The organism is Pseudomonas silensiensis, assembly GCF_050434865.1.
Classification (GTDB): domain Bacteria; phylum Pseudomonadota; class Gammaproteobacteria; order Pseudomonadales; family Pseudomonadaceae; genus Aquipseudomonas; species Aquipseudomonas fluorescens_W.
Genome location: NZ_JBNDJH010000004.1, coordinates 13,889 through 39,828, shown reverse-complemented (window position 1 = coordinate 39,828; position 25,940 = coordinate 13,889). Strand labels below are relative to the sequence as shown.

The 25,940-nt window shown below is 56.5% G+C and carries 27 protein-coding genes; 15 read left to right on the top strand and 12 right to left on the bottom strand.

The features are described 5' to 3' along the window. Positions 1-28 precede the first annotated feature (28 nt). The 6 genes from QF010_RS06770 to QF010_RS06745 all read right to left on the bottom strand — a co-directional run bounded on the left by QF010_RS06770 (position 29) and on the right by QF010_RS06745 (position 7,142). Positions 29-1,060, bottom strand: coding sequence for a 2Fe-2S iron-sulfur cluster-binding protein (locus QF010_RS06770; RefSeq protein WP_429532676.1), 1,032 nt, complete (start codon positions 1,058-1,060; stop codon positions 29-31). A 17-nt stretch (positions 1,061-1,077) separates the two neighbouring features. Then, on the bottom strand, positions 1,078-1,815 hold the full coding sequence (locus QF010_RS06765; protein WP_429532675.1) for a glucose 1-dehydrogenase: 738 nt from the start codon (positions 1,813-1,815) through the stop codon (positions 1,078-1,080). 198 nt (positions 1,816-2,013) lie between these two features. Next, positions 2,014-2,868, bottom strand: a complete 855-nt coding sequence (locus QF010_RS06760) for an SDR family NAD(P)-dependent oxidoreductase (RefSeq protein WP_429532674.1) — start codon at positions 2,866-2,868, stop codon at positions 2,014-2,016. Next, positions 2,861-4,570: an FAD-dependent oxidoreductase gene (locus QF010_RS06755; protein ID WP_429532673.1), complete on the bottom strand. Its 1,710-nt coding sequence runs from the start codon at positions 4,568-4,570 to the stop codon at positions 2,861-2,863. Before QF010_RS06755 ends, QF010_RS06760 begins: the two co-directional genes overlap by 8 nt. Positions 4,571-4,621: 51 nt before the next feature. Next, entirely contained in the window at positions 4,622-5,824 is a 1,203-nt protein-coding gene (locus QF010_RS06750) for an acyl-CoA dehydrogenase family protein (protein WP_429532672.1), read from the bottom strand. A 199-nt stretch (positions 5,825-6,023) separates the two neighbouring features. Beyond that, complete coding sequence (locus tag QF010_RS06745; RefSeq protein WP_429532671.1) at positions 6,024-7,142, bottom strand: 3-ketosteroid-9-alpha-monooxygenase, oxygenase component; 1,119 nt, start codon at positions 7,140-7,142, stop codon at positions 6,024-6,026. A 227-nt stretch (positions 7,143-7,369) separates the two neighbouring features. Here QF010_RS06745 and QF010_RS06740 point away from each other — a divergent pair, with 227 nt between their 5' ends. Further along, a complete protein-coding gene (locus QF010_RS06740) occupies positions 7,370-8,170 on the top strand; it encodes an SDR family NAD(P)-dependent oxidoreductase (RefSeq protein WP_429532670.1) in 801 nt (266 codons plus the stop codon). A 29-nt stretch (positions 8,171-8,199) separates the two neighbouring features. Then, complete coding sequence (locus QF010_RS06735; protein WP_429532669.1) at positions 8,200-9,144, top strand: alpha/beta hydrolase; 945 nt, start codon at positions 8,200-8,202, stop codon at positions 9,142-9,144. 56 nt (positions 9,145-9,200) lie between these two features. Here the strand turns inward: QF010_RS06735 and QF010_RS06730 are convergent, their stop codons facing one another. The 5 genes from QF010_RS06730 to QF010_RS06710 all read right to left on the bottom strand — a co-directional run bounded on the left by QF010_RS06730 (position 9,201) and on the right by QF010_RS06710 (position 13,507). Continuing rightward, complete coding sequence (locus QF010_RS06730) at positions 9,201-10,409, bottom strand: MFS transporter (protein ID WP_429532668.1); 1,209 nt, start codon at positions 10,407-10,409, stop codon at positions 9,201-9,203. A 66-nt stretch (positions 10,410-10,475) separates the two neighbouring features. Beyond that, positions 10,476-10,898, bottom strand: coding sequence for a hotdog family protein (locus tag QF010_RS06725; RefSeq protein WP_429532667.1), 423 nt, complete (start codon positions 10,896-10,898; stop codon positions 10,476-10,478). Then, positions 10,895-11,422, bottom strand: a complete 528-nt coding sequence (locus QF010_RS06720; protein ID WP_429532666.1) for an FAS1-like dehydratase domain-containing protein — start codon at positions 11,420-11,422, stop codon at positions 10,895-10,897. The genes QF010_RS06725 and QF010_RS06720 overlap by 4 nt, the downstream gene beginning before the upstream one ends. A 2-nt stretch (positions 11,423-11,424) precedes the next feature. Further along, complete coding sequence (locus QF010_RS06715; RefSeq protein ID WP_429532665.1) at positions 11,425-12,627, bottom strand: acetyl-CoA C-acyltransferase; 1,203 nt, start codon at positions 12,625-12,627, stop codon at positions 11,425-11,427. Positions 12,628-12,727: 100 nt separating this feature from the next. Beyond that, positions 12,728-13,507, bottom strand: a complete 780-nt coding sequence (locus QF010_RS06710; protein WP_429532664.1) for an SDR family oxidoreductase — start codon at positions 13,505-13,507, stop codon at positions 12,728-12,730. Between the two features lie 355 nt (positions 13,508-13,862). Here QF010_RS06710 and QF010_RS06705 point away from each other — a divergent pair, with 355 nt between their 5' ends. The 11 genes from QF010_RS06705 to QF010_RS06655 all read left to right on the top strand — a co-directional run bounded on the left by QF010_RS06705 (position 13,863) and on the right by QF010_RS06655 (position 23,600). Next, on the top strand, positions 13,863-14,612 hold the full coding sequence (locus QF010_RS06705) for a hypothetical protein (RefSeq protein WP_429532663.1): 750 nt from the start codon (positions 13,863-13,865) through the stop codon (positions 14,610-14,612). Between the two features lie 112 nt (positions 14,613-14,724). Next, positions 14,725-14,955: an AlpA family phage regulatory protein gene (locus tag QF010_RS06700; protein ID WP_429532662.1), complete on the top strand. Its 231-nt coding sequence runs from the start codon at positions 14,725-14,727 to the stop codon at positions 14,953-14,955. Between the two features lie 4 nt (positions 14,956-14,959). Continuing rightward, the gene (locus QF010_RS06695; RefSeq protein WP_429532661.1) at positions 14,960-15,787 is read left to right on the top strand and encodes a ParA family protein; all 828 of its coding nucleotides are present in this window, start codon (positions 14,960-14,962) and stop codon (positions 15,785-15,787) included. Between the two features lie 100 nt (positions 15,788-15,887). Further along, positions 15,888-16,097 carry a hypothetical protein gene (locus tag QF010_RS06690; RefSeq protein WP_429532660.1) on the top strand — a complete coding sequence of 70 codons (210 nt, stop codon included), beginning with the start codon at positions 15,888-15,890 and terminating at the stop codon, positions 16,095-16,097. 14 nt (positions 16,098-16,111) lie between these two features. Next, entirely contained in the window at positions 16,112-17,698 is a 1,587-nt protein-coding gene (locus tag QF010_RS06685) for a ParB family protein (RefSeq protein ID WP_429532659.1), read from the top strand. Then, positions 17,695-18,243, top strand: coding sequence for a DUF2857 domain-containing protein (locus QF010_RS06680; protein ID WP_429532658.1), 549 nt, complete (start codon positions 17,695-17,697; stop codon positions 18,241-18,243). Before QF010_RS06685 ends, QF010_RS06680 begins: the two co-directional genes overlap by 4 nt. Continuing rightward, entirely contained in the window at positions 18,240-19,430 is a 1,191-nt protein-coding gene (locus QF010_RS06675) for an STY4528 family pathogenicity island replication protein (RefSeq protein WP_429532657.1), read from the top strand. The genes QF010_RS06680 and QF010_RS06675 overlap by 4 nt, the downstream gene beginning before the upstream one ends. A gap of 238 nt (positions 19,431-19,668) precedes the next feature. Beyond that, positions 19,669-20,424 (top strand): PFL_4669 family integrating conjugative element protein, encoded by a 756-nt coding sequence (locus tag QF010_RS06670; RefSeq protein WP_429532656.1) that lies wholly within the window; start codon positions 19,669-19,671, stop codon positions 20,422-20,424. Then, positions 20,421-20,939: a DUF3158 family protein gene (locus tag QF010_RS06665; protein WP_429532655.1), complete on the top strand. Its 519-nt coding sequence runs from the start codon at positions 20,421-20,423 to the stop codon at positions 20,937-20,939. The genes QF010_RS06670 and QF010_RS06665 overlap by 4 nt, the downstream gene beginning before the upstream one ends. Continuing rightward, the gene (locus QF010_RS06660) at positions 20,936-21,391 is read left to right on the top strand and encodes a single-stranded DNA-binding protein (RefSeq protein ID WP_429532654.1); all 456 of its coding nucleotides are present in this window, start codon (positions 20,936-20,938) and stop codon (positions 21,389-21,391) included. Before QF010_RS06665 ends, QF010_RS06660 begins: the two co-directional genes overlap by 4 nt. A gap of 241 nt (positions 21,392-21,632) precedes the next feature. Continuing rightward, a complete protein-coding gene (locus QF010_RS06655; RefSeq protein ID WP_429532653.1) occupies positions 21,633-23,600 on the top strand; it encodes a DNA topoisomerase III in 1,968 nt (655 codons plus the stop codon). 43 nt (positions 23,601-23,643) lie between these two features. Here QF010_RS06655 and QF010_RS06650 read toward each other — a convergent pair whose 3' ends face one another. Continuing rightward, complete coding sequence (locus QF010_RS06650) at positions 23,644-23,901, bottom strand: hypothetical protein (RefSeq protein WP_429532652.1); 258 nt, start codon at positions 23,899-23,901, stop codon at positions 23,644-23,646. A 209-nt stretch (positions 23,902-24,110) separates the two neighbouring features. Here QF010_RS06650 and QF010_RS06645 point away from each other — a divergent pair, with 209 nt between their 5' ends. Beyond that, positions 24,111-24,452, top strand: coding sequence for a helix-turn-helix domain-containing protein (locus QF010_RS06645; RefSeq protein WP_429532651.1), 342 nt, complete (start codon positions 24,111-24,113; stop codon positions 24,450-24,452). A gap of 898 nt (positions 24,453-25,350) precedes the next feature. Beyond that, complete coding sequence (locus QF010_RS06640) at positions 25,351-25,932, top strand: STY4534 family ICE replication protein (RefSeq protein ID WP_429532650.1); 582 nt, start codon at positions 25,351-25,353, stop codon at positions 25,930-25,932. The last annotated feature ends 8 nt before the right edge of the window (positions 25,933-25,940 follow it).

The window sequence follows — 25,940 nt, the reverse complement described above, 5'->3', positions numbered from 1 at the left end:
ACCTCAATGTTTAGACGACCCGGGACGATCAATCCGGGAAGCGCAAAGTGATGTGATCGCTGTCGGCGACCGCCTGGCATGCCAACGTCCAGCCTTCAGCCAGCTCGTTTTTGTCCAACACATCATTCACGCGTAAATTCACTTTTCCGCTCACCAACGTGCACATGCAGGTGGCACAGGCACCGGCGCGACAGGAATAAGGCGCATCGATACCAGCGCGCAGCATGGCGTCGAGCAGGGATTCTTGATTGGTGCAGGTCAATTGGTGATGCTCACCATCAAGCGTGACGTCAAGACGCACTTCCTTGACCGGGCCATCGCCTTGAATCGGCACGACCTCAGCCCCCTCTTCAGGCAAGGACACGAAGCGCTCAACATGGATCCGTGCCTGGGGAATCTCCAGACCGTGCAGCGCCTCGACTGATGCATCCATGAAAGGCCCTGGACCGCAGATAAAACAATTGGCCTGGCGCCACGGCCGGGCCAGTTCCGCAAGTTGGGCGACCGAAGGAATACCCTGAACTGAGTCCAGCCAATGCAAGACTTGCAGGCGAGATGGGTGGGCGGCAGCAAGGGTTTTCAACTCATCACGGAAGATGATCGAGGCTTCATCGCGATTGGCATAGATCAAACAGATCCGTCCCGTACCCGCCACCAATACCGAGCGCAGGATCGACAGCACCGGGGTGATGCCACTCCCCCCACCAAAGAGCAAGAAGTCGCCCTCGAAGGATTTCGGGGTGAATACGCCAGCAGGTGGCAGCACCTGCAACTCATCGCCGGCGTTCAGGTTATCGCAGACCCAATTGGAGCCCCGCCCGTCGCGAACGCGCTTGACGGTGACCCGCATCGCACCGTCGACCAAGGGCGAACTGGCCAGAGAGTAACAACGGGGCAAGTGTCGCTCGCCAACGGGTAAACGCAATGTAAGGAACTGCCCTGGCCGATAGCGAAAGGTGTCAGCCAACGACAGCGGAACATCGAACACGAGAGACTTGGCGTCCAGCGTTTCTTCAATGACGGTTCGGATACGAAGGGTGTGATAAACCGGGCCGCTCATGTTTTAAAATCTCCTGCTCAACCGAGCGCCACAAGAAATGCATTATCGACTCGCATTTCGGCACCATTGATGTATCGCGATTCATCCGAGACCAGGAACACGATCAGATTGGCGACATCCTGCGGCTCACAGAAAGGTGATTTGGGATTGTCAGTAAAACTGAGGTCATCATTCCCACTCCAGATGGCAGCCGTCATTGGCGTGCGGATTCCCCCAGGAATGATCGTATTGCAGCGGATTCGATAGCCATGATTGAGACAATGCGCAGCCACGTTACGCGTCAGCGCAGCCACGGCCCCCTTGGAAGCCGAGTAAGCGCACATACCAGGGTGACCCGCGACAGCGGCGGTGGAAGCGAGGTTGACGATCGCGCCGCCCTTCTCACGCAGCGCCTGAATGGCGTATTTGCAGCCAAGGAAAGTCCCATCGGCATTGATCGAAAGTGTTCGCCGCCACTCTTGCAGACTGGTCTGCTCGATATCGTCCATCGGCAAAATACCGGCATTATTGACGACCGCGTCCAGGCGTCCGAAATGCGCATAAGTCACGGCCATAGCCTGTTCCCAATCGTACTCATCAGCGATGTTCAAGCGTACGAACAGTGCAGCCTCGCCCAAGCGTTGAGCGGTTTCACGACCATTGTGCTCATCAACATCGGCGACGACCACGCGGGCTCCCTGCTCCACCAGTGCTTGCGCGGCCGCTTGGCCTACACCACTGGCTGCGCCGGTGATCAACACCACCTTGTCTTGCATGCGAGTCTTCAATAGCGCGCCCCTTACTTTTTTGTAATTGGTTCTGGGATGTCTGGATTCTCGGATTCAATGCGTCTGAACTCATCGTCCAATAGGACTATCGCCAGTGGTTTAAATCTTTGCCGCAAAAAAAACGCCCCTTTTACGGGGCGCCATGATCAGTTTGTGAAGGGGAGCAATGATCAAAAAAATTGCGTGCTACTCCACCACTGCCGAAGAGAACTCAGGAGGATCACCGAGGAACGCACGATGGGATGGAGGCTGTATGCCGCCATCATCCTGCACGCCGTAAACCACTGCCAATTCGGCGGCATAGAAGACTTTTCCCGAACGCGTCTGTCGCTCTCTGTCTAGATACAACGCCGCCACTACCCGCCCAAGAAACTCCGGCGTTTCGCCCATGGCCAGCCAGTCGCCGTACTTCTCCGGCTCCGCCGCACAGACAGCCAAGGTCCGCTCGGTTTTGACCAGCCCCGGCCACAGAGACACAACACTGACTCCAAATGTGCGAAAGTCGTGAGCCATGTCATGGGACATTTTGTCGGTCGCAGCTTTTGCACCACCATAAGCCGGGCCATGCATATAGCAACGTCCGCCAGCGGAAGAAATATTGACAATCAACCCCTGGGTTTCGAGCAGCAAGGGCGCCGCGTGATAGCAGGCGACATACACCGAATGCATACCGACCCCGAATAACTCGGTCATTGCCAGCGGCTTCTTCCAGAACGGCGCGATATCCGTCAGCTCTGCAGGAATTGCGATGGCACAGTTGACCAGAATATCGAGCCGTCCCTGCTCACGCTGAACCCGCTCGAACAAGGCCTGGACCTGAGCGTCGTCGGCATGATCACAGACCACGGCGATGCCCTGCCCGCCTGCCTGGTCGATATCTTCAGCGGTGCGATAAACTGTGCCGGGTAAAGGCGCATCACCTTCACGCACACTGCGTCCTGTCACGTAGACCGTAGCGCCCGCGGCGCCGAGCGCGAGTGCTACGCCACGGCCAACGCCTCGACTCGCACCCGTAACTAAGCAGATTTTTCCTTCAAGCATTTTTCTCTCCTGCAAGATGGTTGGCGGCGATGAAACCGAATGTCAACGCGGGTCCAAGCGTGGCGCCCGCCCCCGGATAAGAAGGCCCGGTTACCGAGGCCGAAGTATTGCCGGTGGCATAGAGGCCAACGATAGGCTGCCCGGACTCGTTCAACACCCGAGCGAACTCATCGGTCACCAGGCCACCCTTGGTTCCGATCTCTCCCGCGTCGAGTTTCAGTGCGTAGAACGGTGGTTTGAGGATTGGTCCAAGACACGGATTGGGCTTGACGGTAGGGTCGCCATAGAACAAGTCATACTGGTTACCGCCCTTTGCAAAATCTGTATCGATACCCGTGGCCGCGTAGTGATTGATCCGCTGCACGCTGTCCGTCAGACCTGCGGCATCGACACCAATGGCGCTGGCGAGGGATTCGAGGGTTTGACCGCGATAGAACACATTGCCCAGCCAATCACGCGGCAGCAGCGCATCAGGCATGACCGAAGCAGACACCAGCGGACCTGCGTTGTACTTGCGCCGGAAGTTAGCGTCGAAAATCATCCAGGCCGGTAGATTGGCTTTTGTCCTGGCGTGGTCTTCATACATCGCCAGGACGAAGTCCAGGTAGTCCTGCGCTTCGTTGGCAAAGCGTTTGCCCAGTTGATTGACCACGATGCACCCTGGCAAGGCGCGCTCGGAAAACAAGCCGCGCTGTTTCTCCTCACCCGGTACATGCACGGTAGGAGTCCACCAGGCATGCTGCATCAGATCCACCGCAGCCCCCAGCTGTTGTCCGGCCAGAATCGCATCCCCGGTATTGCAGGGCGGCGCTGCAGTCCAATCGGTTTGAGTGGGCCTGGGCAAGTACTGTTCACGCATCTGCTGATTGCGCTCAAATCCACCGGCAGCCAGCACAACGCCCTTGCGGGCACGAATGAACAACTCCCGCCCCTGATGAGTCACCTGTACGCCAACCACACGGCCGCCCTCTTCACGCAGGCTTTTTAACGGTGTGTTCAACCAAATCGAAATTTTGCGATCCAGCAACGAGCGCAGAAGCGCGCCCACCAGCGCGTTGCCCATGGTCAACCGACGATCGCGCTTACTGCGAAGCCGTCCAGGCAAGTCCAGCCAGTACTTGCAACCCAGCTTGAACGCGAGCTTCTTCCAACCGGGCACACGGGCTAACAGGGTCATGGCTTCGAACGTGGTCATGCCCATTCGCCCGAATATCAGCATGGTGGGAGAAGTTTCACGCAACCGGGGTAATAGCGAACCGAGGGAGCGACCATCGAATGCCAAAGGATCGAGAGTCCGGTAGCCAAGTTTGGCACCAGGCAAATCCTGATAATAATCGGCGTAATTGGGCACGGCGCGATAACGCATGCGCGTCTTTTCTTCGGCATAGCGCAACATAAGTGGCGCCTGTTCGACATAGGCGCGAATGCGCTCAGGGGCCACTTCGCCCTTGGCCGCAGCAACCAGATACGCCTTTGCGTCCTCTACGCTGTCGGTACCGCCGCTGGCTGCAATGTGGTCGTTGTTGGGAATCCAGATCCCCCCACCCGACACTGCAGACGTGCCGCCGTATTTGTCGGTTTTTTCGATCACCAGTACCGACAGCCCCAAATCATGGGCTCGGGCAGCCGTCAGCATCGCGCCCGCCCCGGTCCCGACCACCACCACATCGTATGCTTCTTCCCGGTTTGCTATCGCATTCATGGCCTGATCTTGTCGTTATTATTGGCGGGACTGAAAGATGCCCAGAGGCGCTTAAACAGTAGTGTCTTTATTCTCAAGACCACAGAGCACCCCACCGAAGTTGCGCCCTACGGGGTCTGCATAGTTGGCGACGTGCGCTCGCCCCGCATGAATATCGAGGAAATAGCGCACCACCGGATGGCTTTGATAAAGCCCGGAACCGCCACAAGCCTTGAGTAGACGACTGACATGATGCGCGCAGATTTCCGGCGCCTGAGACGATTGAAAGCGATACAGCAAACGATCTTCGATAGGGGCCGACTCACCCTTTTGAGCAGCGCTCATAAGCGCCTCGAAATTGCGAAACAATGTCGTTTTGAGCTGATCAACCGCTGAAGCCGCTTCGCTGGCCACAAGTTGAGCCGACGGATCATTGGCGGTCGCACCGAGGAAATTGCGGCTGACCTGCACTGCGGCACTCGCTCGAAATGCATTCAGCGCGCCCTGCAGACCGCCAATACAGGAAGACGACACTGCACGCACAAACACCTGTGCAAATGGCAAGAGGTACAGCGGCGCATCGTTGATGGCCAAGCCTGGACGGGCCGCTACTGAATCGTCACGGGTGCGATGGGTTCGATACTCCGGAACGAAAACATCCTCGACAACAATATCGTGGCTCCCAGTGCCCTTGAGGCCGAAGGTATTCCAGTTGCGGACGATCTCGAAGTCACTTTTTGGCAACAGAAAAGTCCGGTATTCCGGCGTACCACCCTCGTTGCAGGGAGGAACCATTCCCCCTAGAAAAATCCACTCAACATGTTCGCAACCGCTGGAGAAACTCCAACGACCACTCAAACGAAACCCCTTCTCTGCCGGCGTGACTTTACCGACAGGCATGTAAGTTGACCCTACCAGAGTGGAAGTATCGCTCCCCCAAACTTCGTCCTGGGCACGTTCATCGAATAAGGCCATCTGCCAGGGATGGACTCCCAAAACGCCATAGATCCAAGCGGTCGACATGCAGCCCTCGGCCAAGGTCATCTGCACCTTGTAGAATGTCGCCGGTGACATTTCATAACCGCCATACCGTTTGGGCTGCAAGACACGAAAGAAACCGGCTTCCTGCATTTCACCGACCGTTTCATCGGGGACCTTACCGTCTCGCTCGGCCTGTTCTGCACGCTCAAGCAATCGCGGCACCATCGCGCGAGCACGCTGTACGAGGTCGTACTCACTCGGGATCGCCGTCTTGGGTACGGACTGAATGGACATGCAATTTCTCCCTATAAAAGCCTGATGGTCACACCAGAGACTGTGTGCCTTTAACCCTATCCTTCCATTCGCACGGGCCCCAGGCATCGTCCAAAAAGACTAACGCCCCGCCCCTCCCCGACCGGTGTTTCACTGACGCAAAAAAAAGGCGAACCAAGATCAACCCGGTCCGCCCTCCACCCGCCTTGCATCTGTCAGATCATGCCGTGCGACCAGCCTGTAGTGGCGTGGAACATTGATCCCCTGAATCTTCCTGCTCGAACACATGGTGCATCGCAGGCGATGTCACTTTGGTAACGGTTTCGAAAATCTTGCGCTCACCCACATCCGCAGGCAGATCTGCGACGTCGGTGTAGAACTGCGAGTACCACTTGCGTAATTGATAAATCGGGCCGTCGTTCTCACAAAGCATAGGATTGTCGATTCGCACCTTGTTATCCCAGATCACCTGGTCCTGGGCGAAGGCATCGAACACCGCCTTCGAGTACGCTTCAGCCAACGCCTCGTTCTCGGCATCGGACATTCCTGGCACGCGCTTGACGATCACACCAAAACGCTGATGAAAGCTGTTGAGATCCCGCGGCACATGAGAGTTCAATAGAATCGACTCAACGGCCATACCGCCTTGTTCGGCGACCATGTGGGTAATGTGGTAAGCCGGTCCGAAATAGGTGTTGTAGGTACTCAACCCCCCCTCCGTCAGCGTTTCACTTCCACCAATAGTGATTTGACTGGCTTTGTGACCTTCGAAGATGTTGGCGAAATAATCATTCGGAGCATGGTGGACCGCATTGAAGTGACCTTCGTCCGCCAGGTTGTCGACCAGCTCGCGGCAGTTAGTATTGAACAGCCAATACTTGACGCTCCAATCCGTCCATTCATCAGAGAAACACGCATCGATGCGCGGAATTTCGACTTCTGGCGGCGGTGGATTGCCCTCCGGGTCGTTGTAGACGAACAACAGTAGATTTTGCTCACGCGTTGGCCAGGTTTTGGTCTTGGCTCTTGGAGGAATTCGCTTGCAGTAAGGAATGCTGTTGCACTTGCCATCCGCCCCCCAACTCCAGTGATGGAAAGGACAAACGACAGAGTTGCCTTGCACTTCTCCCATACTCAGATCGGCGCCCATGTGAATGCAATACGCATCGAGTATATGCACATTGCCATCTTCACCCTGAAAGGCCACCAGCTTGGTGCCAAACACATCGAGCTTATGTGGCTTGCCGTCTTTGTAATCCTGCGCCAACCCCAGACAATGCCAGCCACGGGCGTAACGCTCCGGGATCGCTTGTGACTCGATCTTGTGTCCCAGTGCCATCTCTCTCTCCTCAAAACGTAGCGCACGTTGGCGCCGAATCCAGCCGGACCACATAAAGCGCGCGCGTCAGGCACGCATCGCGCTCAGGTTTTGCTCACGTTAGGCGCCACCTCCAATCTGCACATACCCCATTTGGACGAGTTGCCGGTTAGTCCGTGCGGACGATGCTGCGCAGACGTCTCTCACGCTAGAACAATGTTTATTACAAAGTTGGAGCACACCCCCCAATGCGCATCTGCAAAAACTCGGTCGCTGTCGTGACCGGCGCGGCCAGTGGCATCGGCAAAGGCCTGGCACTTGCACTGGCCAAGCACGGCTGCAAGCTGGTGCTGGCGGATATCAACTTAGCTGGTCTGGAGCAGGTTCACGCAGAGGTGAGCGCGCAGGGTGTCACGGCCATGTCTGTCGAAACGGATGTCGCCGAGTTCGCTGCTGTTGAGAACCTGGCCATCAGGGCATTCGAACAGTTCGGCCGCGTCGACCTGCTGATCAATAATGCTGGAGTGTTGAGCAGCGGTGCCAGCTGGGAACTCGATGTACAAGAATGGAAGCGAGTACTGGACATCAATCTGTGGAGCGTGATTCATGCCATACATGCCTTCATCCCACGCCTGCTCAAACAAACAGGCGGCGCCCATGTCGTGAACATCGCCTCACTGGCCGGCCTCACCAGCGGTGCTTGGGTGGCGCCCTATACCGTGTCCAAGCATGGAGTGATAGCACTGAGCGAATGCCTGGCTGCGGAAATGGCAGCTACTAAACATCCGATCACCATCTCGGTGGTCTGCCCTGCTGCTATCAGCACAGGTATCGCCCGAAACCTGAATGACAATGGCTCTGTCCACAGTGGGGAGCTGAATGCACATCTACGTGATTTGATCACCCATGCCATGTCCCCCGAAGTTCTGGCTGAAAAAGTGCTGGCCGGTATCGAAGCGCAACAGTTCTGGATTTTTCCCCAACAGGAAGTTCGCACCGCGGCCGAGCGACGACTACATCGCATCCTGGCGAGCACCAAGCACAATTGATTACCTTCACAACGAACAGGAGCAGACTCATGCCACTTCACCCACAAGCTAAGGCCGCCCTGGAGTTACTAGCCTTGATGCCTCCGATGGATTACAGCATGGACGGCGCCCAGATCCGAGCCGCCTTGGCCAAGATGCCTGAAGGCGAATCACCCTTCAGTCCCGGCGATGAGGTGCAACGTATTGAAGACGTCAGTATCGAAGGCTCCGCTGGTCGATTAAGCCTGCGCTTGTACTATCCCGACGCTGAAAGTCCGCTACCCATTACCCTTTATCTGCACGGCGGCGGTTTTGTCTTCGGCTCACCTCAGATGCACGACAACGTCTGCCGTTGTCTGGCTAATAGGGCCGCATGTCTGGTTGTGTCGGTCGACTATCGCCTGGCGCCAGAAGCGAAATTTCCCGCGGCCTTGGATGACGGCCTTACCGCGCTGAACTGGATCATCACAAATGCCACCTCACTCGGTGGAGACCCAAGTCGCATAGCCATCGCCGGAGATAGTGCTGGAGGTAATCTGGCCACTGTGATCGCCAACATCGACGCACAAAACGTCACACCGACACTCCGCCATCAAGTGCTGCTGTATCCGGTAACCGACTGCCGCTTCGACAGCCCCTCCTACCGGGCACGTGGCGAAGATTATTTTCTTACTACTGAAATGATGCAGTGGTACTGGAAACAGTATCTACCTGATCAATCGGCGGCAAACGACCCACGTGCCTCTCCGTTACGCGCCACACTTTCACCTGCTGTAGCGCCAGCCACCGTGATCACCGCCGAGTATGACCCCTTGTGCGACGAGGGCGAGGCATATGCCAAAGCACTGAGGGCGGTAGGAGTCGTTACTCGCCTTCACCGGTGGGAGGGGCAAATCCATGGTTTCGCCAGCATGCTCGGGGTCATCGATGCAGCCGACGAAGCCTTGAGCGTGGCAGCGACTGCCCTACAGCTTGCCTTCAAAAAAACACAATGAAGAATGCCCCAGCCTGAACACCGGGCTGGGGCATTTGAGGATCGCTAACGCAGCGCTCAAAGTTCGCTTTTGAAAGGCATTGGCACCGAGCTATCTGCGCGCTTGCGTTTGACCAACCAAAGCATAATCGCCAGACCAACGAAGATCAGACCGACACCGAAAAACGCACCATGGATACTGTAAAGAGTCCGCAGAGGGCCAACCGCCAATGGGTTAAGGAACTGCCCGAGGAACACCGCACTTAGGAGCAATCCAACAGCCCGTGCCCGAACGGGTTCCGGTGCACGGGACAAAATCATTGATACCGTAATCGGCTCCACCAGACCCGCCCCAATCCCGGTAATCACACAACCCAGGATCAATCCGAGGACGCCGTGAGCAGCGGCCATGACCAGACTGCCGATTCCCAGAGCGAGTGCCGTGAGTACCAATACTGCTCTTGGCTCTAAACGACGGCGCAAGTAACCGAAACTGCCCGCGGCAATCGCAGCCACCAATGAGTATGTCGATAGCACCAGACCTCGCGTCGTCGCGCTCTCGACTCCATCAGCCTCAAGTAGAAACGGTCCTTGAATACCCGGCATGAATAGGCCGATGGTCAAAACAATGGTCAGCAGATAAAGCGGCCAAAGGTTGCCTATCGGAAACCTGACGTCGCTATAAACAGATTCTACAGCGCGATGTCTAGCCACTACAAACCAGCCCAGAAGTACCACAGGCAAACCTAGCAAGTAGAGTACGAAAGGCCCTCGCCATCCCAGTAAATCCACCAGATGCCCGCCGGCGACCATCGCGACAATGGCCATCAGCGCTGCGCCCGCCCCGGCGAAACCAAGTACGCGCTCTCGAAGGTGTCCCTGGAAATCACCCGCCAATGCAAACGAAATGGTTAACAACCCACCGCCAGCAACACCCAACAATAATCGTGAGGCGATCAGCAACCAGGGATCGCTCACCAACATCACACAAGCACCCGAAAGGGTGAACAAAAACAGACAACTGAGCAGTACCAGTCGACGCCCAATACGCTCAGCGAGATAGCCCATGAGAGGAGCGGCGAGAATGACCATGACTGCGGGAATCGTCATTACTAGCTGCGCAAATAGTGCTCCGTCACCTTCGGCGGCAAACTGTACCGCCATGGCTGGTAGCGCGGGCGCTGCCGCCATAGGGATTAATGCAACCAGCGCAGGGCCGGCCACAACCACACACGCTTTGGCGTTTTCGTTGGGGCCGATAGCGGCCGCCGTACTGCCATCGTTCATCAGGTCATCCTCTGCTTATTCTTATTTGAGAATCGGACACTACATTTGCCGGCTGAAAATAACCACTCAAGGCCACTCCAGCCTAACCACCCCACTGGCATGCGCGACTTCATTCCCGTATGCGCGTATCTCAATTTCAACCCAGCGTATTGGCGCGCGCCCTAAGTCGCTGACAGCACCCTCGATGCGCAACGTATTACCTGCATAACACGGAGCACCAAGCCGAATACTCATTCGGCTCAGACGCGCCTCGGTACCTGCCCATTGACTGACAAAGCGCTCGACATAGGCATTACTGGCAAAAATATTCAAGAAAAGCTCTGAATGCCCCAGTTCACGGACCTTATCGAGATCATGGTGAATTGGATGAAAATCGCGAGTGGCCATGGCACTGGCAACAATGCTGCTGGTCGTCACCTCCTCCCGAAATGCCGGCAAAGATTGGCCAACACTAATATCCTCAAAGCGCACAGACACGGCACTGCTCATGACGACTCCTTCGGCGAATAGCAAAACTGGCGGAAGTGCAGCACTGCAACCTTTTCACCGTCCTGAGTAAACACGTCTTGGCGCACAGTAAAGAAGTATCCGTGACCCAACCCTGTGGCTTTGCGATCACTCACCAACACAAGGGTACTAACGCTATGAAGCCGCTCGCCTGCGCGAAGGTATCGAACAAACTCCTGATCAACATTGACGCCGACCAGACCGGTATAACCTCCCTCACTGAACAGCCGGATAATTTCCGTCGCATCCATTTGCGCCGAGCCTTCCGGCCGCCAGCCTGAAGGGCCCGGCTGAAGCCACACTTGCAACATGCTCGGCGGAGCCAATAACCTATCGTTACTGCATCCACCCGCGTCTACCCGATAGCGTGAGTCATTGATGCCGTGGGCCTCGCACCAGTGCCGAATCATGCTGGGATTCACAGGATCACACGCCAATACCCGAGCATAAGGTTGATCAAGGCGTGATTGAATACGTGATAACCAATCATCGGTTTGGGCGTTCACGCTCATAACACCTCGAAAAGCCCGGCAGCTCCCATGCCACCGCCGATACACATGGCCACCACCACATACTTGACGCCACGACGCCGGCCTTCAAGCAAGGCATGGTTCACCATCCGCGTGCCACTCATTCCAAACGGGTGTCCAATGGCAATAGCTCCGCCATTTACGTTCAACCTGTCCTGAGGAATACCCAACTGATCTCGGCTGTAAATCACCTGACAGGCGAATGCCTCGTTGATCTCCCACAGCCCAATATCCTTTACTGTTAACCCGTGCTGCTTGAGTAGTTTGGGAATCGCATAAACCGGACCGATGCCCATTTCTTCAGGTTTACAGCCAGCCACCGCAAGGCCGAGGTAAGCCCCCAGCGGTTGTAATCCACGGCGTTTTGCTTCAGAAGCACTCATCAGCAAACTGGCGGCTGCTCCGTCGGACAGTTGCGAGGCGTTGCCCGCAGTTATGTGTTGTCCTTCAGCAATCCAATTGCCCCCCTTCCAAACCGGCTTCAGGTTCGCCAGGCTCTCGAGTGTTGTATCTGCCCGATTGCATTCATCCTGGGTCAGAGTGACCAGTTCATGGCCAAGGCTGTTGCCTTCTTTGTCGAACAGCTGTTTGGCCGTGGTGATGGGTACGATTTCATCGCTGAATAGGCCATCACGTTGAGCCGCTGCGATACGTTGCTGGCTTTGCAGGGAATACTCATCTTGTAAGGCACGCGGGATCGCATATTTCTTAGCGACGATTTCAGCAGTTTCAATCATCTGGATGTATGCGCTGGGCGCGACCTCCAGCACAGCTTTGGACTGGAGCCGATAAGTATTTTTGTGTTTGTTCTGGATCAGCGAAATTGACTCCAGACCACCGGCCACTGCAATGTTCAGTTCGCCACACATGATGCCCTTGGCGACCGTTGCGATGCTCATCAATCCCGATGCGCACATCCGGTCCACCGCCATGCCAGGCACAGAGTCAGGCAGGCCGCCCGTGTAAGCGCACAACCGCCCCAGATTGTAGCCCTGAGTCCCCTGCTGAGCCGCTACGCCAATGACCACATCATCGACCTCGGACGATTCGATACCTGCCCGTTCGACCACTGCACGCACTACATGACCACCGAGTACTGGCGCTTCAGTGTCATTGAAAGCCCCTCGATAGGCCTTGCCCATTGCCGTGCGCGCTACGGATACGATGACCGCCTGTGTCATTTGTCATTTCCTATTCTGAAGAAGTAGAACCTGGCCAGATGCTGGCCGAGAGAACAAACAGACTCATCGTCCATCAGGACTAGAGCAAAGGGGGGGGGATTCATTCGCTGTTCACACTCGCCGCATTGAGAAAAGCAGGACGCTCGCCCCCTCCATGGACCAGTAGGTCTACCCCACTGATGTAGGCCGCCTGTGCAGACGCCATGAACAAGCAGGCCTCACCGATATCTGAAGGCTGTGCCATACGTCCAAGTGGCACGGTAGCGGACACAGCAGCGATGCCGTCATCATCGCCATAATGCAAATGAGACTGCTCAGTTTGCACCAGCCCAGGGCTGACGCAGACCACCCGGACTTTGGGTGCCCACTCCACCGCCAAGGACTTGGTCAAACTAAGTACGCCAGCCTTGGCCGCTGCATAGGTAGCACTACCCGGCCTGGCCGAGTAAGCGCCCACGCTGCCGACAAACAGAATTACTCCTCCCGTGTCCTGATCCTGCATAAGGGCATTCGCCCGCAATGCAGTAAGCAAGGGCGCGGTCAGGTTCAGGCTGATCAACGACTCGTGGAAGCGAGCTGAACCGCTGGCTGCAAGAGAGTAAGGAGTACCACCAGCATTGTTAACCAACACATCGAGCCGGCCATAACGCTCATGAATGTGGGTGAAGAGTCTGTCCAAATCGGCGTTATCACGTACGTCTGCAGGAATAAACTCGGCCGATCGACCCTCTGCGCCCGGTAATGTCAGCGGAGCATTGCGTCCGCACACTAGCACCGTGGCGCCGGCCTTCAGGAAGCATTCTGCTATCCCGAAGCCAATTCCTTTGGTGCCACCTGTAACTAACACCACTTTCTTTGAGAAATTTTTTTCGACAGTCATACCCGATGCTCTCTTTCGAAGTGACCTTTGGATCTGATCCTAAAGGTCAAACAGTCGGGCGTCTTAGTCTGAAAAGACGATGAAAGATAGGCTATGAACAATTCATTTTTTAAACTCTGGTCGGTGAAAACTCCGAAGGCGTGACCACAGGCAGGCAAACTGCCTCTTGATGATGAGATAGGTCTTGTTACGAAGGGTCATTCGTCCCAGAACCTTCGACAAACCATGAGCAATCGATAATCATTGACATTTTAAAAAAAGCACCTCCAGCTCTATCCGAACGAAGGAATGACGATATGGGCGCTGAGTCCCCCGTTACTCACTCCCGACCTTGATCGACGGACAGGAACTCTTTATGGATGATTATCGCAACCACCCTCATGCAAAACTTTTTTATCGCCCCATTGAGATTGCTGTTCGCTGCTGCCAGTTGATGCCGTTTGAAACCCGGATTTTACAAGAGACTGAGTATTCGATCCTATTCGAAGGAAAACTCAAGCAATGGCCGTGTCTCCGCCACAGAATCGAGCTCTTGAGGGATGCAATTCGTCATAAAGAATTACCTTATGGCTACATGGGAGTCACCGTGACTACAGGTGAAATTGTGGAGCCTCCCTTTTTGACCATTCGACATGCGCACCTAAAAAACTGGTTTGTCCAGTACTACCCTACAGAGAAGCCCGACTTCTTGTTTGGTCAGTTCGAAAGGCAGGCCATCTCACCTCACACCCTAGATGTTTACAAGACGTTGTTGGTGGAACTCGGGATGTACAAAGCAGAGCGCGAACAAGCCCAAAAAAGCATCCTCGAGCTGACCAAAGAACGAAATAGTCTGCGTCATGAAAACGCCAAGTTACTCATCCGTATGCGCAATGCTGGCAAACCGAGTGAGCGATCTGAACGAGCGTATTTGCGGCTAATCGAAGCGTTTATCAGACTGCTACTTGGCAAAACACCCAGCGGCGTCCATTACTCAAGCTTCACCAGCCAAGCATCAATCATCAGTGTCCTCATGGCGAACAACCGTGGCAAGCCAGGTTTTACTCAGCGCACGCTTGAGGAGAAATTCGCCGCAGCCAAACGCAGCACCGACAGTTCGGATTAGTACCGAAAATCGCGGCCACGATTATCGCAATATGCGGTGCTTTTTGCCGCGTTATGATTTTGAATGCCATACACATCCTCGCCAAACCGATATGTGCTACGGAGTATTCGTCATGAGAGATCAGCGGTCAGCTACCGAGCCCGCCAGCCTTCTAAATACTGAGCGCCACATCATGCGTCGTGATGAAGTTGAACGGAAAACCGGCTTCAAGCGTGCGCACATCTACAACCTGATGAAGGAAAAGAAATTCCCTCAGGCTAAGCGCATTGGGTTGCGTGCTGTGGGCTGGGATTCGCTGGAGATCGAGCGGTGGATCAGCGAGCGCTTGGCTCAGCACAGTTGACGTCATGCACGTGGTATCGATTGTTTCCACCAAGGGTGGCGTGGGTAAAACCACGGTGGCCGCGAATCTTGGCGGTCTTCTGGTGGATGCTGGCCTGCGCGTCCTGTTGCTGGACCTGGATAGTCAGCCCACCCTCTCCAGCTATTACGCGTTGAGCCACTTGGCTATCGCCGGGACGTACGAGTTCATTACACTCAACCTGACAGATTCTGCGCAGATAATTTCCAGGACTTCGGTTGTCGGTCTCGACCTGATTCATTCCAACGATGACCAAGGCCAACTGAGTACATTGCTGCTGCACGCCCCCGACGGGCGATTACGGCTGCGCAATTTGCTCGGCAATTTCCGCCCCTACTATGAAGTGCTTTTGATCGACACCCAAGGCGCACGTAGCGTGCTGCTGGAGATGGCCATCCTGGCCTCCGATCTCGCCCTCTCTCCTATCACGCCGGAGATGCTCGCCGCCCGCGAACTGCGCCGCGGCACCTTGAAGCTGCTGAGTGAGCTCGAACCGTTCCGACAACTGGGCATTCCACCGCCGCCCTTGCGACTGCTACTGAACCGAGTGAATGCCATTCGGGTGGACACACGGATGATCATCTGTGGCCTACGCGAGACCTTCGCTGGGGCCACCCACATCTCGGTTCTAGACACCGTAGTTCCAGACCGAGTGGCATACCTCAACGCCGCCACCCTCGGCCTATCGGCCCATCGAATAGAGACGCGCCAGTCACGTGAACGACGCTCGCCATCGGCGCTGGAAACCATGCAAGCGCTGGCCATTGAGTTGTTTCCGGAATGGCGCGAGGCGATCTCAACGGTGAGCAGATAAGCGGAGGTTCAATGACACGAATCACCAAGCCGGCATTTCTCACCCAGTCATTGGGTTTGACCAACCTTGAGGCCAACAGCGTTTGGCAAGGAGTTCTTTGATGTTGGATCAGCTTCCCATCATCGTTCCACCCTCCATTCGACCACATCATCCACCTTGCGAGGAGTACTGCACCGTGGTCTTTCGCCTGCAGGCTGGGCGCTCGGCCACGGGGTGGTTCCTCGCACAACTTTCCCGACACTTCGAAGTTTCGGGAATTGCCGAGATCGTCAAGTTCGAGGTCGGTGACCGGTTGCGCAACCGGCGCTAACTGAGGTTGTTCAGATGAAGAAGCTCAGTCAGGAGCAGATCACCGACAAGTTGCATCAGGACCACTTCCCTCGGGGGCCAGAACTGGAGCAGCTGTCCGATCCAGTCATGGATACACCTATGCTGGTTACGCTGGAGCAGTTGCGGCCCTACGAACACAACCCGCGCTTCATCCGTAATCCGCTTTATCAAGATATCAAGGCCTCAATCCGTGAACGCGGGCTGGATCAACCACCGCCGATTACCCGCCGCCCGGGTGAAACCTGTTTCATCATCCGCAACGGCGGTAATACGCGCTTGGCGATTCTCGGCGAGCTGTGGCAGGAAACCCGTGACGAGCGCTTCTTTCGCATTCATTGCCTGTTCCGACCATGGACCAATGAACTCGCCGCCCTACTCGGCCATCTGGCCGAAAGCGATCTGCACGGCCAACTCACCTTCATCGAGCGTGCGCTAGCGGTAGCCAAACTCAAATCCATGCTCGAACCAGAGGGAGTTGTGCTCTCGCAACGTGAGCTGGCACGACGTCTTGCCGCTGGAGGTTATCCAATTTCGCAGTCACACATCAGCCGGATGCTCGACACCCTCGAACACTTACTGCCCGCCATTCCCCAAACCCTCTATGCCGGCTTGGGGAAGCCCCAGATCGAACGCCTGATCGCTCTGCGTAGTCAGGCAGAGCGAACCTGGAACCGTTATCCAACCGCGCCCCTCGTGTTCGCCGAGTTTTGGCTCGATACCTTGGGCTACTTCGATGCCGAACCCGAGGCCTTCGATATTGAGCAAATCCAGGATGAAATGCTCGAACGCATGAGCCGCTTGCTCGGACAGTCCTACCGTATGTTGGCCCTGGAGCTGAGCGATACCCAACGGGTCATCTCGACGCCTAGCGATGTCGTCGCTACGCCCTCAGAGAACAAGCATTTGCCGAGTGTTGATGGAGCTGCGGCGGGACCTCTCACCTCCGAGTCCCGTCCCAAACCAACTGAGACCGGAGCCCAGACCGAAACAGCTCGAGAGGAGCTGCTCACCCCGCCCGAAACGAATGTCATATCAGCAGTCAGCCCTCCATCACGTGTCCAACAGATTCGCAAACAGATTGATCGCTCCACTGCCACTGAAGCAACACCGACCGTCGAAGCCTGCACGATCGACGACATCTGGAACATCGCCCCCGCACTGGATACTCCCGGACAACTGCGTTTAGCCATTTCCGGACTAGCACGGGAAATGGCGGCCTATTCCGGGGATTCCGAGTGCATCGTTGATCAGAAGCTTGGCTTGGGTTTCGCCCTGGACATCGAGCGACTTGATCTTTCGACAGCTCGTGCGACCGGCGTTCATCTGCTACTCCTGGCCCTGCTACGCGCTCAAGACGACGTGAACTGGGAGGATCGCAAACAATTGCCCTCGGCCTTGTTCGGCCAATTGTTACTGGGGATCTATCAACTCCCGCTGCAAAATCGTCCCGCCGTTGAGGTAGGGCTGGAGCGACTGCCCGACGACCTATTACTCAAACTGTATCGACTGATTCGCCTGGCCCGGCGCCTGATCGACTTAACGCTTACCCCTGAAGATGAGTCACCCAAGGAGCTGCCATGAACCTGTCCTTCAATGTGCTCAACCAGGCCATGCTGACCCAGGTACTACACGAACTGCGCCTGGGTAACCTGCAACGCTGCAAAGCACTCGGACTGAGTGAGGATGACATCTTCTTACTGCAATCCTTACCGCCTACCACGCTGTCGCGCCTGGCCCACGCCACCGTACCTTGGGTTGAGGTCAAGATTGATTCGCCGGTGCTGCATCGATTGATCGAGCAAGCCGAACGCGACGATCAGAACGAGCGTTTGATCAACCGAGCACTCAAGCTCGGCGCCAGCAGCACCATCATGTATCAGTGCTTTGGTTTGGCACATTCAGAAACCGCCCTGCGCCGACGACTACTTAAGATAGAAACCCGTAAAGGCCGCCCCCTACATTTGAGCGAAGCGCAGGAACATGCGCTCTGGCAGCGTTGGTGCCAACTACGCGCTCAAGACGGGTCCGAGGATCAGCTCGACGCCATGATGATGCTGGCGGAGGAGCAACAGATCAGCTTGACCATCGTTTGGCAGCAGATTGACCATTACAGCAACGGAACATGAACACCGCCCCTCCCAATCGCTGGCAGCGTGTCCTACAGCAAAGCACCCAGCAGTTGAATGAACGCTGGCCGTCACGCCCAACCACTGAACAACACTCCTACCAGGCTCTGCAGGCTGGTTTTCTGTTCAGTGGCCAATCACATGAAGTCGTGCCGCGTCGGCTGCTGTTGGATAATCGCCTGACACCATTGGAGCGTAATGCCTGGCAGGTGTTTCGACTCATGCTGCAAGGCCAGGGCGTGGTCACGCCGCGCTATGAGGATTTGCAGCCTTACCTGTCGAGCGTGCCCTATGGCGCGTCAGCCTCCCGTGAAACCATTGCTCGCGTGTTGACGATGCTCAGGCTCACTCGCTGGCTCAGCTTGGTGAGTCGCGGGCGCGATCAGGTCAGCGGGCGTCTTCAAGGTTCGCTGTATGTCCTGCACGATGAACCGTTAACCCCTGTAGAAGCCATAGAGTTGGATCAGGATTACCTGGAGCTGGTCGGACATTGCCTCAGCCATAACACCAAGGCGGTGCGTATTGTCGCCCAGCACATTCTGGAAGAAATTCGCGAGGACACCCATATCGATCTGGGTCGACTACCGACGCGGCTCGACAGCTGGGGCGAACACTGGACGCAGCAAGGATTAGATCAGGCAACCGATGACGCGATGCACGATTCCGAACTGGGGGAAGATCACCGCGTTCGGAATCGTGCAGACCCTCGTTCGGATTCCGAACCAGGCCTGAACGCCAATGTTTCCGGCGCAGTGCGGAATCCGAACGCCGCCTGTACTGTATTAAAAGAAAGTACTTGTACTGTACCGCGCGCGACCCCAGCGGTGGATAACCTGCGCTGGCCCGTTCCGCTGCACCTGAGTCCAAGCGAGCGTCAGGCCGTCGCCGTGGCGCTGAACAAGCTAAAGCCAGCGGATCGTCAGGCGGTGCTCAACGAAGCGGGTGCGCGCTGTGCGGCCGGTGGTATCCGCAAGCCGGCGGCCTACCTGATGGGCCTGATCCAACGCGCGCTGAAAGGCGACTTTCGTCCTTGGGCCGGTCAGGCAGAGCCCTCACCCATTGCAGAACCGCCCCCTACAGCACCGTCACGCCCGTCCCGACAACAGGGAGAACCCGCTTCCGCCCTCGCCCAAGCGTGCCTGAAGGAGCTACGCCAACTGCGTGGAAAACGGCCTGGACCTCAGTAGATTTGATGCCACTGGCATCAAATCTACTGAGTTCTACTGTGAGATCACAAAGGGCCGAACCTGCGCAATCCGAACGATACGGCCATCACCCCCCCTTGGAAATTATGCCAACGGCGTCACTCACGAACGTCGCCGAAATTAACCCTCTCAAACCGAATAGACCGCATTCAGCTTTTTGGCTGCCCTTGACCGTCATCTGTCGCAACGTTCCCGTCCAAGCCCATGCGAGGACAACACCGTGGCCGATCACTATCAACTTAACCTGGGGTCATTGCGCAGCAGCATCACCCTGACCCTGCACACTCACCACGCCGCCCGTATCTGGCAAGGTCGAACCGCACGTGAAGGCGTTCATTCGATCATGGGCATGGCCGGCTACATCAGTGTCACCAACCTGATCAAACAAACCGCGGCCCAGGATGATCCCTATGCCGACTGGGCCATCGTGCAACTCGAAGAAAAGCTGATGCAGGCCAAAGCTGGGATGCTGGAACTGACCCAACAGCTGGATCGGATCAGGCAGGACCTACCGATACAGATCGACATGAGCGACAACCTCAACATCCACCCCGTCACCTTGCCGCTGTACATCGGCAGCCAGCTGGGCTTTCTGGCGGTCTACCTGCTGACCGATTACGACACCCTGGTGCGTCGTACCCTATTGGCTCATCACACCGCCTTGATCGGTCGCAGAGACTTGGAAGCCTGGATCGACGACGGCGCCCATCTGCTGCGCAGCCTGTTCGGCCAGGCGCAGCGCTATCGGCATGCCGGCGTCACACGTGATGACATGGCGGCGAACAACGCCCGTGCCATTGCGGCTATCGAGAAACTGGGGCTGCCTCCGATGGACATCCTTGAGGGGCATCGCCGCTCCCAGTTCGCGCCGCCAATCGTTCGTCGTGGTGCTGTGGCAGTGGATGACGCTGATGCGTTGGCAGAGGAAGCGGGAGAGCCATCTGCGACAGTGGATGAGCCGGAGGACGAAGCATGAATCCCATGATCCTGGCTCAACCAATGCCCTTCGAAGCATTGACACCGGAGGCCTATCGGCAGCTGGAACACGCCGCCTCCCTAAAAGGCCTTTTAAAGCCCTTTAAGGGTAAGGGGGAGTTGGAGCATCTGGCGCAGGTGGCGAGGGAAATCGAGGTGCAGCTATGTCACCTGATGGAGGCTGTGGTGCAGCAGGCCGGACAGCCCCCTTACTCACTGCTGGATATTCGATTGGTGCTGCAGAACACCAGTGCCGGCATCACTTTTTTGCGTTGGCGCGCCCGTGATTTCTCTCGCATGGGCGTTGCAGTCTGGGAACGCCAGGTCTGCAACAAAGCCCTGCCGCAGGTCGTACGCCTGGGATTGCACCGTTTCGAATGTGATCGCATTGCACTGAACCTACAGATGAGCGTGGTGCATTCGCTCTACCGCCAGGCCTCGACCTGCGCGATCAAAATGGCCAGTGCCGAACGGTTACTGCGCCAATTCACAACCGCAGTGGAGGTATCAGGATGAGTACTTTTTTTGTCGGCGAAGGCAATATCGGCAGTGCGCCAGAATTCCAGGAATTTCCATCAGGCAATGACGAGCCACGGCGTTTGCTGCGGCTGAATGTGTACTTCGACAACCCCGCGCCACGCGAGGGCAGCTATGAAGATCGGGGCGGCTATTGGGCGCCGGTTGAACTCTGGCACCGCGACGCTGAACACTGGCGCACGCTGTACCAGAAAGGCATGCGTGTATTGGTCGAAGGCCGCACAGTCCGAGATGAGTGGGAGGACAGCGAAGACAATGCGCGAGTCACCTTCAAGATCGAGGCCCGTCGAGTCGGCATCCTGCCTCACCGCCTGCACAGTGTGGTCATGCGGGAACGATCAAGTGAAGCGGCGGTATCTGCGACACCCGCCGGGCAAAATACAGAGCAGGCCAGTTCGACTGCATCGAAACCCAAAAAGCGCAGAGGGTAGCCACCTACAGACTGACAGACTTCAGGCATAAGAATTGCGCCTTTGCGCGAAGTTGCTGGAGTTTTACTACTCGCTGCTCGTGAAGACCCACACTGTCGTCCACGCTAAAAACGGAGAAGCAGCCTCGGATCTTCAAGGCTGCCCTCGCCGACTAATATGAGGAACCTGCCATTCAGGTTTCTCATATCTCGCCACCGCTGTTTCCAACAACGCTGCTCCGAACTCAATCTGGAGCAGTTCCATGCGCCTCTTCCTCTGCGAGAAACCTTCCCAAGGTCGAGACATTGCCAAGGTACTCGGAGCCAGCCGGCGCGGTGATGGTTGCCTGATCGGCACCGATTCAACCGTCACCTGGTGTATCGGCCATCTGCTGGAGACGGCCCCACCCGAAGCCTATGGCATTCAGTACAAGAACTGGTCGTTGGATCATCTACCGATCATTCCCACGCAGTGGCAGGTCGAGGTCCAACCCAAGACTGCGGCGCAGTTCAAAGTCATCAAGCACCTGCTCAGTGAAGCCTCCGCCGTCGTGATCGCGACCGACGCCGATCGCGAAGGTGAAATGATTGCCCGCGAGTTACTGGAGCTGTGCAACTATCGAGGCCCCCTTCAGCGCCTCTGGTTATCTGCACTCAACGAGGCGTCGATTCACAAAGCACTGTCCTCGCTAAAGTCTGGTCAGGAAACCTTTTCGCTCTACCACTCAGCCCTCGCCCGCAGCCGTGCTGACTGGCTGATCGGCATGAACCTCAGTCGTTTGTTTACCCTCCTCGGACGACGGGCAGGTTACGACGGAGTATTGTCGGTTGGGCGCGTCCAGACACCCACCTTACGTCTGGTGGTCGATCGTGATCGTGCGATTGCCAGCTTTGTCCCAGTGCCCTACTGGGAGGTGAATGTGCACCTGTCCTCAATGGGGCAACCATTCATCGCGTCGTGGTTACCACCCAGCTCTGGGCGGAATGAGGCCGGTCGTTGCCTGCAGCAGGCGCTTGCCAGTCGGACGGCCCAAGCGATCTCTTGCAGTAAGACCGCCACAGTACTCTCGCTGCAGACTGAGCATTCCCGAGAAGCGCCACCCCTGCCCTTCGACCTGAGCACATTGCAAGAAGTCTGCTCACGCAAGTTGGGTCTCGGCGTCCAGGAAACCCTGAACATCGCCCAGGCTATGTACGAAACCCACAAAGCCACCACCTACCCGCGCAGCGATTGCCGCTATTTGCCAGAGAGTATGTTCAACGAGGTACCCGCGGTATTCGATGCCCTGCTCAAAACGGATCCCGCGCTGCGACCCGCATTGGAAAGACTCGATCGATCACAGCACTCCAGCGTGTGGAACGATGCCATGGTCACCGCGCACCACGCCATCATCCCCACCACCGAGCCGGCGAACCTGGCACGGATGTCCGAACAAGAACGCCAAGTCTACGAACTGATTCGTAGCCACTACCTCGCGCAATTTCTGACGCATCATGAGTTTGATCGGACCCAGGTCGAACTGGAGTGTGGCGGAGAGCGTTTGACCGCTGTTGGCAAACAGATCCTGGTCCAGGGCTGGAAAGGCTTGCTCTACGAAAACACCGAGGACGATGAGCCCAGTCACAAGTCCCAAGTCTTGCCCGTCTTGCAACAGGGTACTCAGTGCGCAGTGGACGACGTCGAACTCAAGTCCATGCGCACTGCCGCTCCCAAACCACTCACCGAGGGTGATCTGATCAAGGCCATGAAAAATGTGGCCAAGCTGGTCAACGACCCACGCCTGAAACAGAAGCTTCGGGACACCACCGGTATCGGCACCGAAGCCACGCGAGCCGGTATCATCAAGGGGTTGATTGATCGCGGTTATTTGCTGAAGAAAAAACGCGCCTTAATGGCTTCCGCCGCCGCCCATACCCTGATTGAGGCGGTTCCCGCTGCAATCGCAGATCCAGGTATGACCGCGATCTGGGAGCAGGCCCTGGACGAAATCGAAGCGGGACGCCTGTCTCTGGATGCGTTCGTCGCCAAGCAGGCGACTTGGATTGCGCAATTGGTCGAACACTGCGGAACGCTCACCTTGGCGGTACCTGTCGAAGCCGGTCCAGCCTGCCCCATATGCAATGCCTCAACACTCAGACGAAAGGGGAAATCAGGGCCGTTCTGGTCGTGCTCCCACTACCCCGACTGCAAGGGCACTGTGTCGGTCAGTAAAAATACGCGTCGCCCATGACGCGCCATTGAAGATCAACATGAATATTGGGGCGATCTGCTGGTCAGTGCATCATCAACGGCGACTCATCCCTCTCCAAGTCGCTTAGCGGTTGTCCGATTTCACGGGCCAAGGCGATGCCGGTCGAAATCCATATCTGCCCCAGTTCGTTAAACGCTTTCAGGTGAGCAGGATTTTCGTTGAGCCAATGAACAAGGCTGTCGAAGTGTTCGGGGTTACCCGGGCAATCATGGATCTTGATGAACAGCTCCAGTGTTCGATCCCAGATCAGATCCATGACGTTCTCGCTCTTCTCTTCCATGCTCAACCGTTCCTCAGCTTGGCCCTATCAGGCCGTTCATTCCCACTGACCACCTTGGACTCTGATTCCTGGTGGAATAGAAGCCACATCGCATTACACAGCGATTTCAGCCAATATAACAACCTTATAAGTCGATACTCAACCTTTAAGGATGTTCATGTCAACGGGTCTTTGCTCAACCATTCGGGTTGAACTGGAGAACTCATCACTTGGCACATAAACATCCAACCCAAGCCCAAATCGGGCGCATGATCGCGAAGCACCGCACCGAGCGTAATTTGACTCAGGAAGAGGTGGCTGAACGCTTGGGCATCGGCAGCGAAGCTGTATCGCGTCTAGAGCGAGGTGTGGTGGAGCTTTCCGTGGTCAAGCTGATGCAACTGGCGGATATTTTCGACTGCCGAATGGATGAACTGTTGACGGAGTCGAGCAATCGCCCCAATGACCAGGGCCAGATGATCGCGGGTCTACTGAGGGGTCTGAAAGAAAATGATCGCGCCTTTATCCTGGCGACCGTCGAACAATTGGCTGCTCATCTCGCCAATAAGTGAGCTCATTCACTCGCATTCGATAGGGGCACTGAGGGTTGCTCTCTGCCTTGACGTCATCCCTCCCTCTCTGATGTAGTGCCTCAGGATCATCGCCAACGGCGACCCAAGACCGATTCGCTCCGGGCAGCTCGGCCGAACTCATTGAGTTCGGAGCCTTCTCTTCTGCGGGATTTCATTCCCGTTATGTGCTCGACCAGATCGTGGTGGCGGATGACCACTGTTGCTTCTACCAGGCAATAGCGGTCATCCGCTTCGACGCTCGCATTCAGTCCCGGAGCCCACCGGGGAAACACTGGGCACCCTTTGTGCGCGGATGCGTGCCAGTATGTTCCGACCCAGGCCACGACAAGGGTCGGTTGGGGAATCATGGCGGAGTCAAACCAAGTTTTTCGAGGAGCTTGTCGACTGCGTCAGATCGCCAAAGGTGGCTTTTCTCTTCCTCGCCTGGCTATCCGTCAGGCCCACTCTTCATTTTTTCATTCCAATAACTGCCACTGTATTCCGGCCTTAAAAAATCGGGTTGCAGCGTCTTGACGCTCCCCTGTGACAGGCTTATACAAAGGGCATGGTTCGCTGTCGTTGACAGCCCAGCCCAGGTAGCTTGAACCTTCAAGGCTACGCCACGTTCGTGGTGGTTTACCCAAGTGCGATCAGCGTTCGGAAGCTCGCGCGGTTACCGCTTCAGCGGTGATGAATGCCTACTACTCCATGCCTGCGGATCACCACCGCAGACGCTCCTCTGCTGCACTGCTATTCCCCAGACGCATCGTTCTGGTCGTCATCGGCTTGCCGATGACGAGTCGTTCATCGCTCGCCTTCACTTTACCCACCCTGACGGGGGCTCACTTCCCCGTCAGGGCTGTGCGTCGCCGTTTTCCCTTGAAACAGGAGAACCACCATGGCCCACGCCAACCAACCCCAAGAAGCGATCACTTACTTCAATCTGCACACCGTCGGTATCGGCTACCTCAACCGGGTTCGTGAAGTACAAGTCCGCCGCGGCCAGCCGTTCATGGCCTGCGATATCGCAGCCCTGCACGGTGCCACCGATGCGGTCGAGTACACCCGCTTCGACTGCAAGGTCGCTGGGGGTGAAGCTGAACGCTTGATTCGTCTCTTTATGGACGCCGTCAACGCCGAGAAAAAGGTCTTGCTGTCGTTCCGTATCGGCGACCTGTGGATCGATCCGTTTCTCTACGAGAAAGGCGACAAACAAGGTCAACCGGGCGCCAGCCTGAAAGGCCGTTTGCTGTTCATCGACTGGATCAAGGTCAACGGCACGTTCGAGTACAAAGCGCCCGCCAGGCAGGAAGCAACAGCACCTGCTGAGCAAGCGCCGATCAATGAACCCTCTCCAACGTCGGCTGATGCCGAAGCCGAGGAGACCGAAAACCCAACAGAGGCTCGGGTCGAACCTGAATCTCCACCCACTCCCCGCACGGCTCGCCGTGACGCCTCCCGTACCGTTCAGTCCGCCTGAACAGTCCA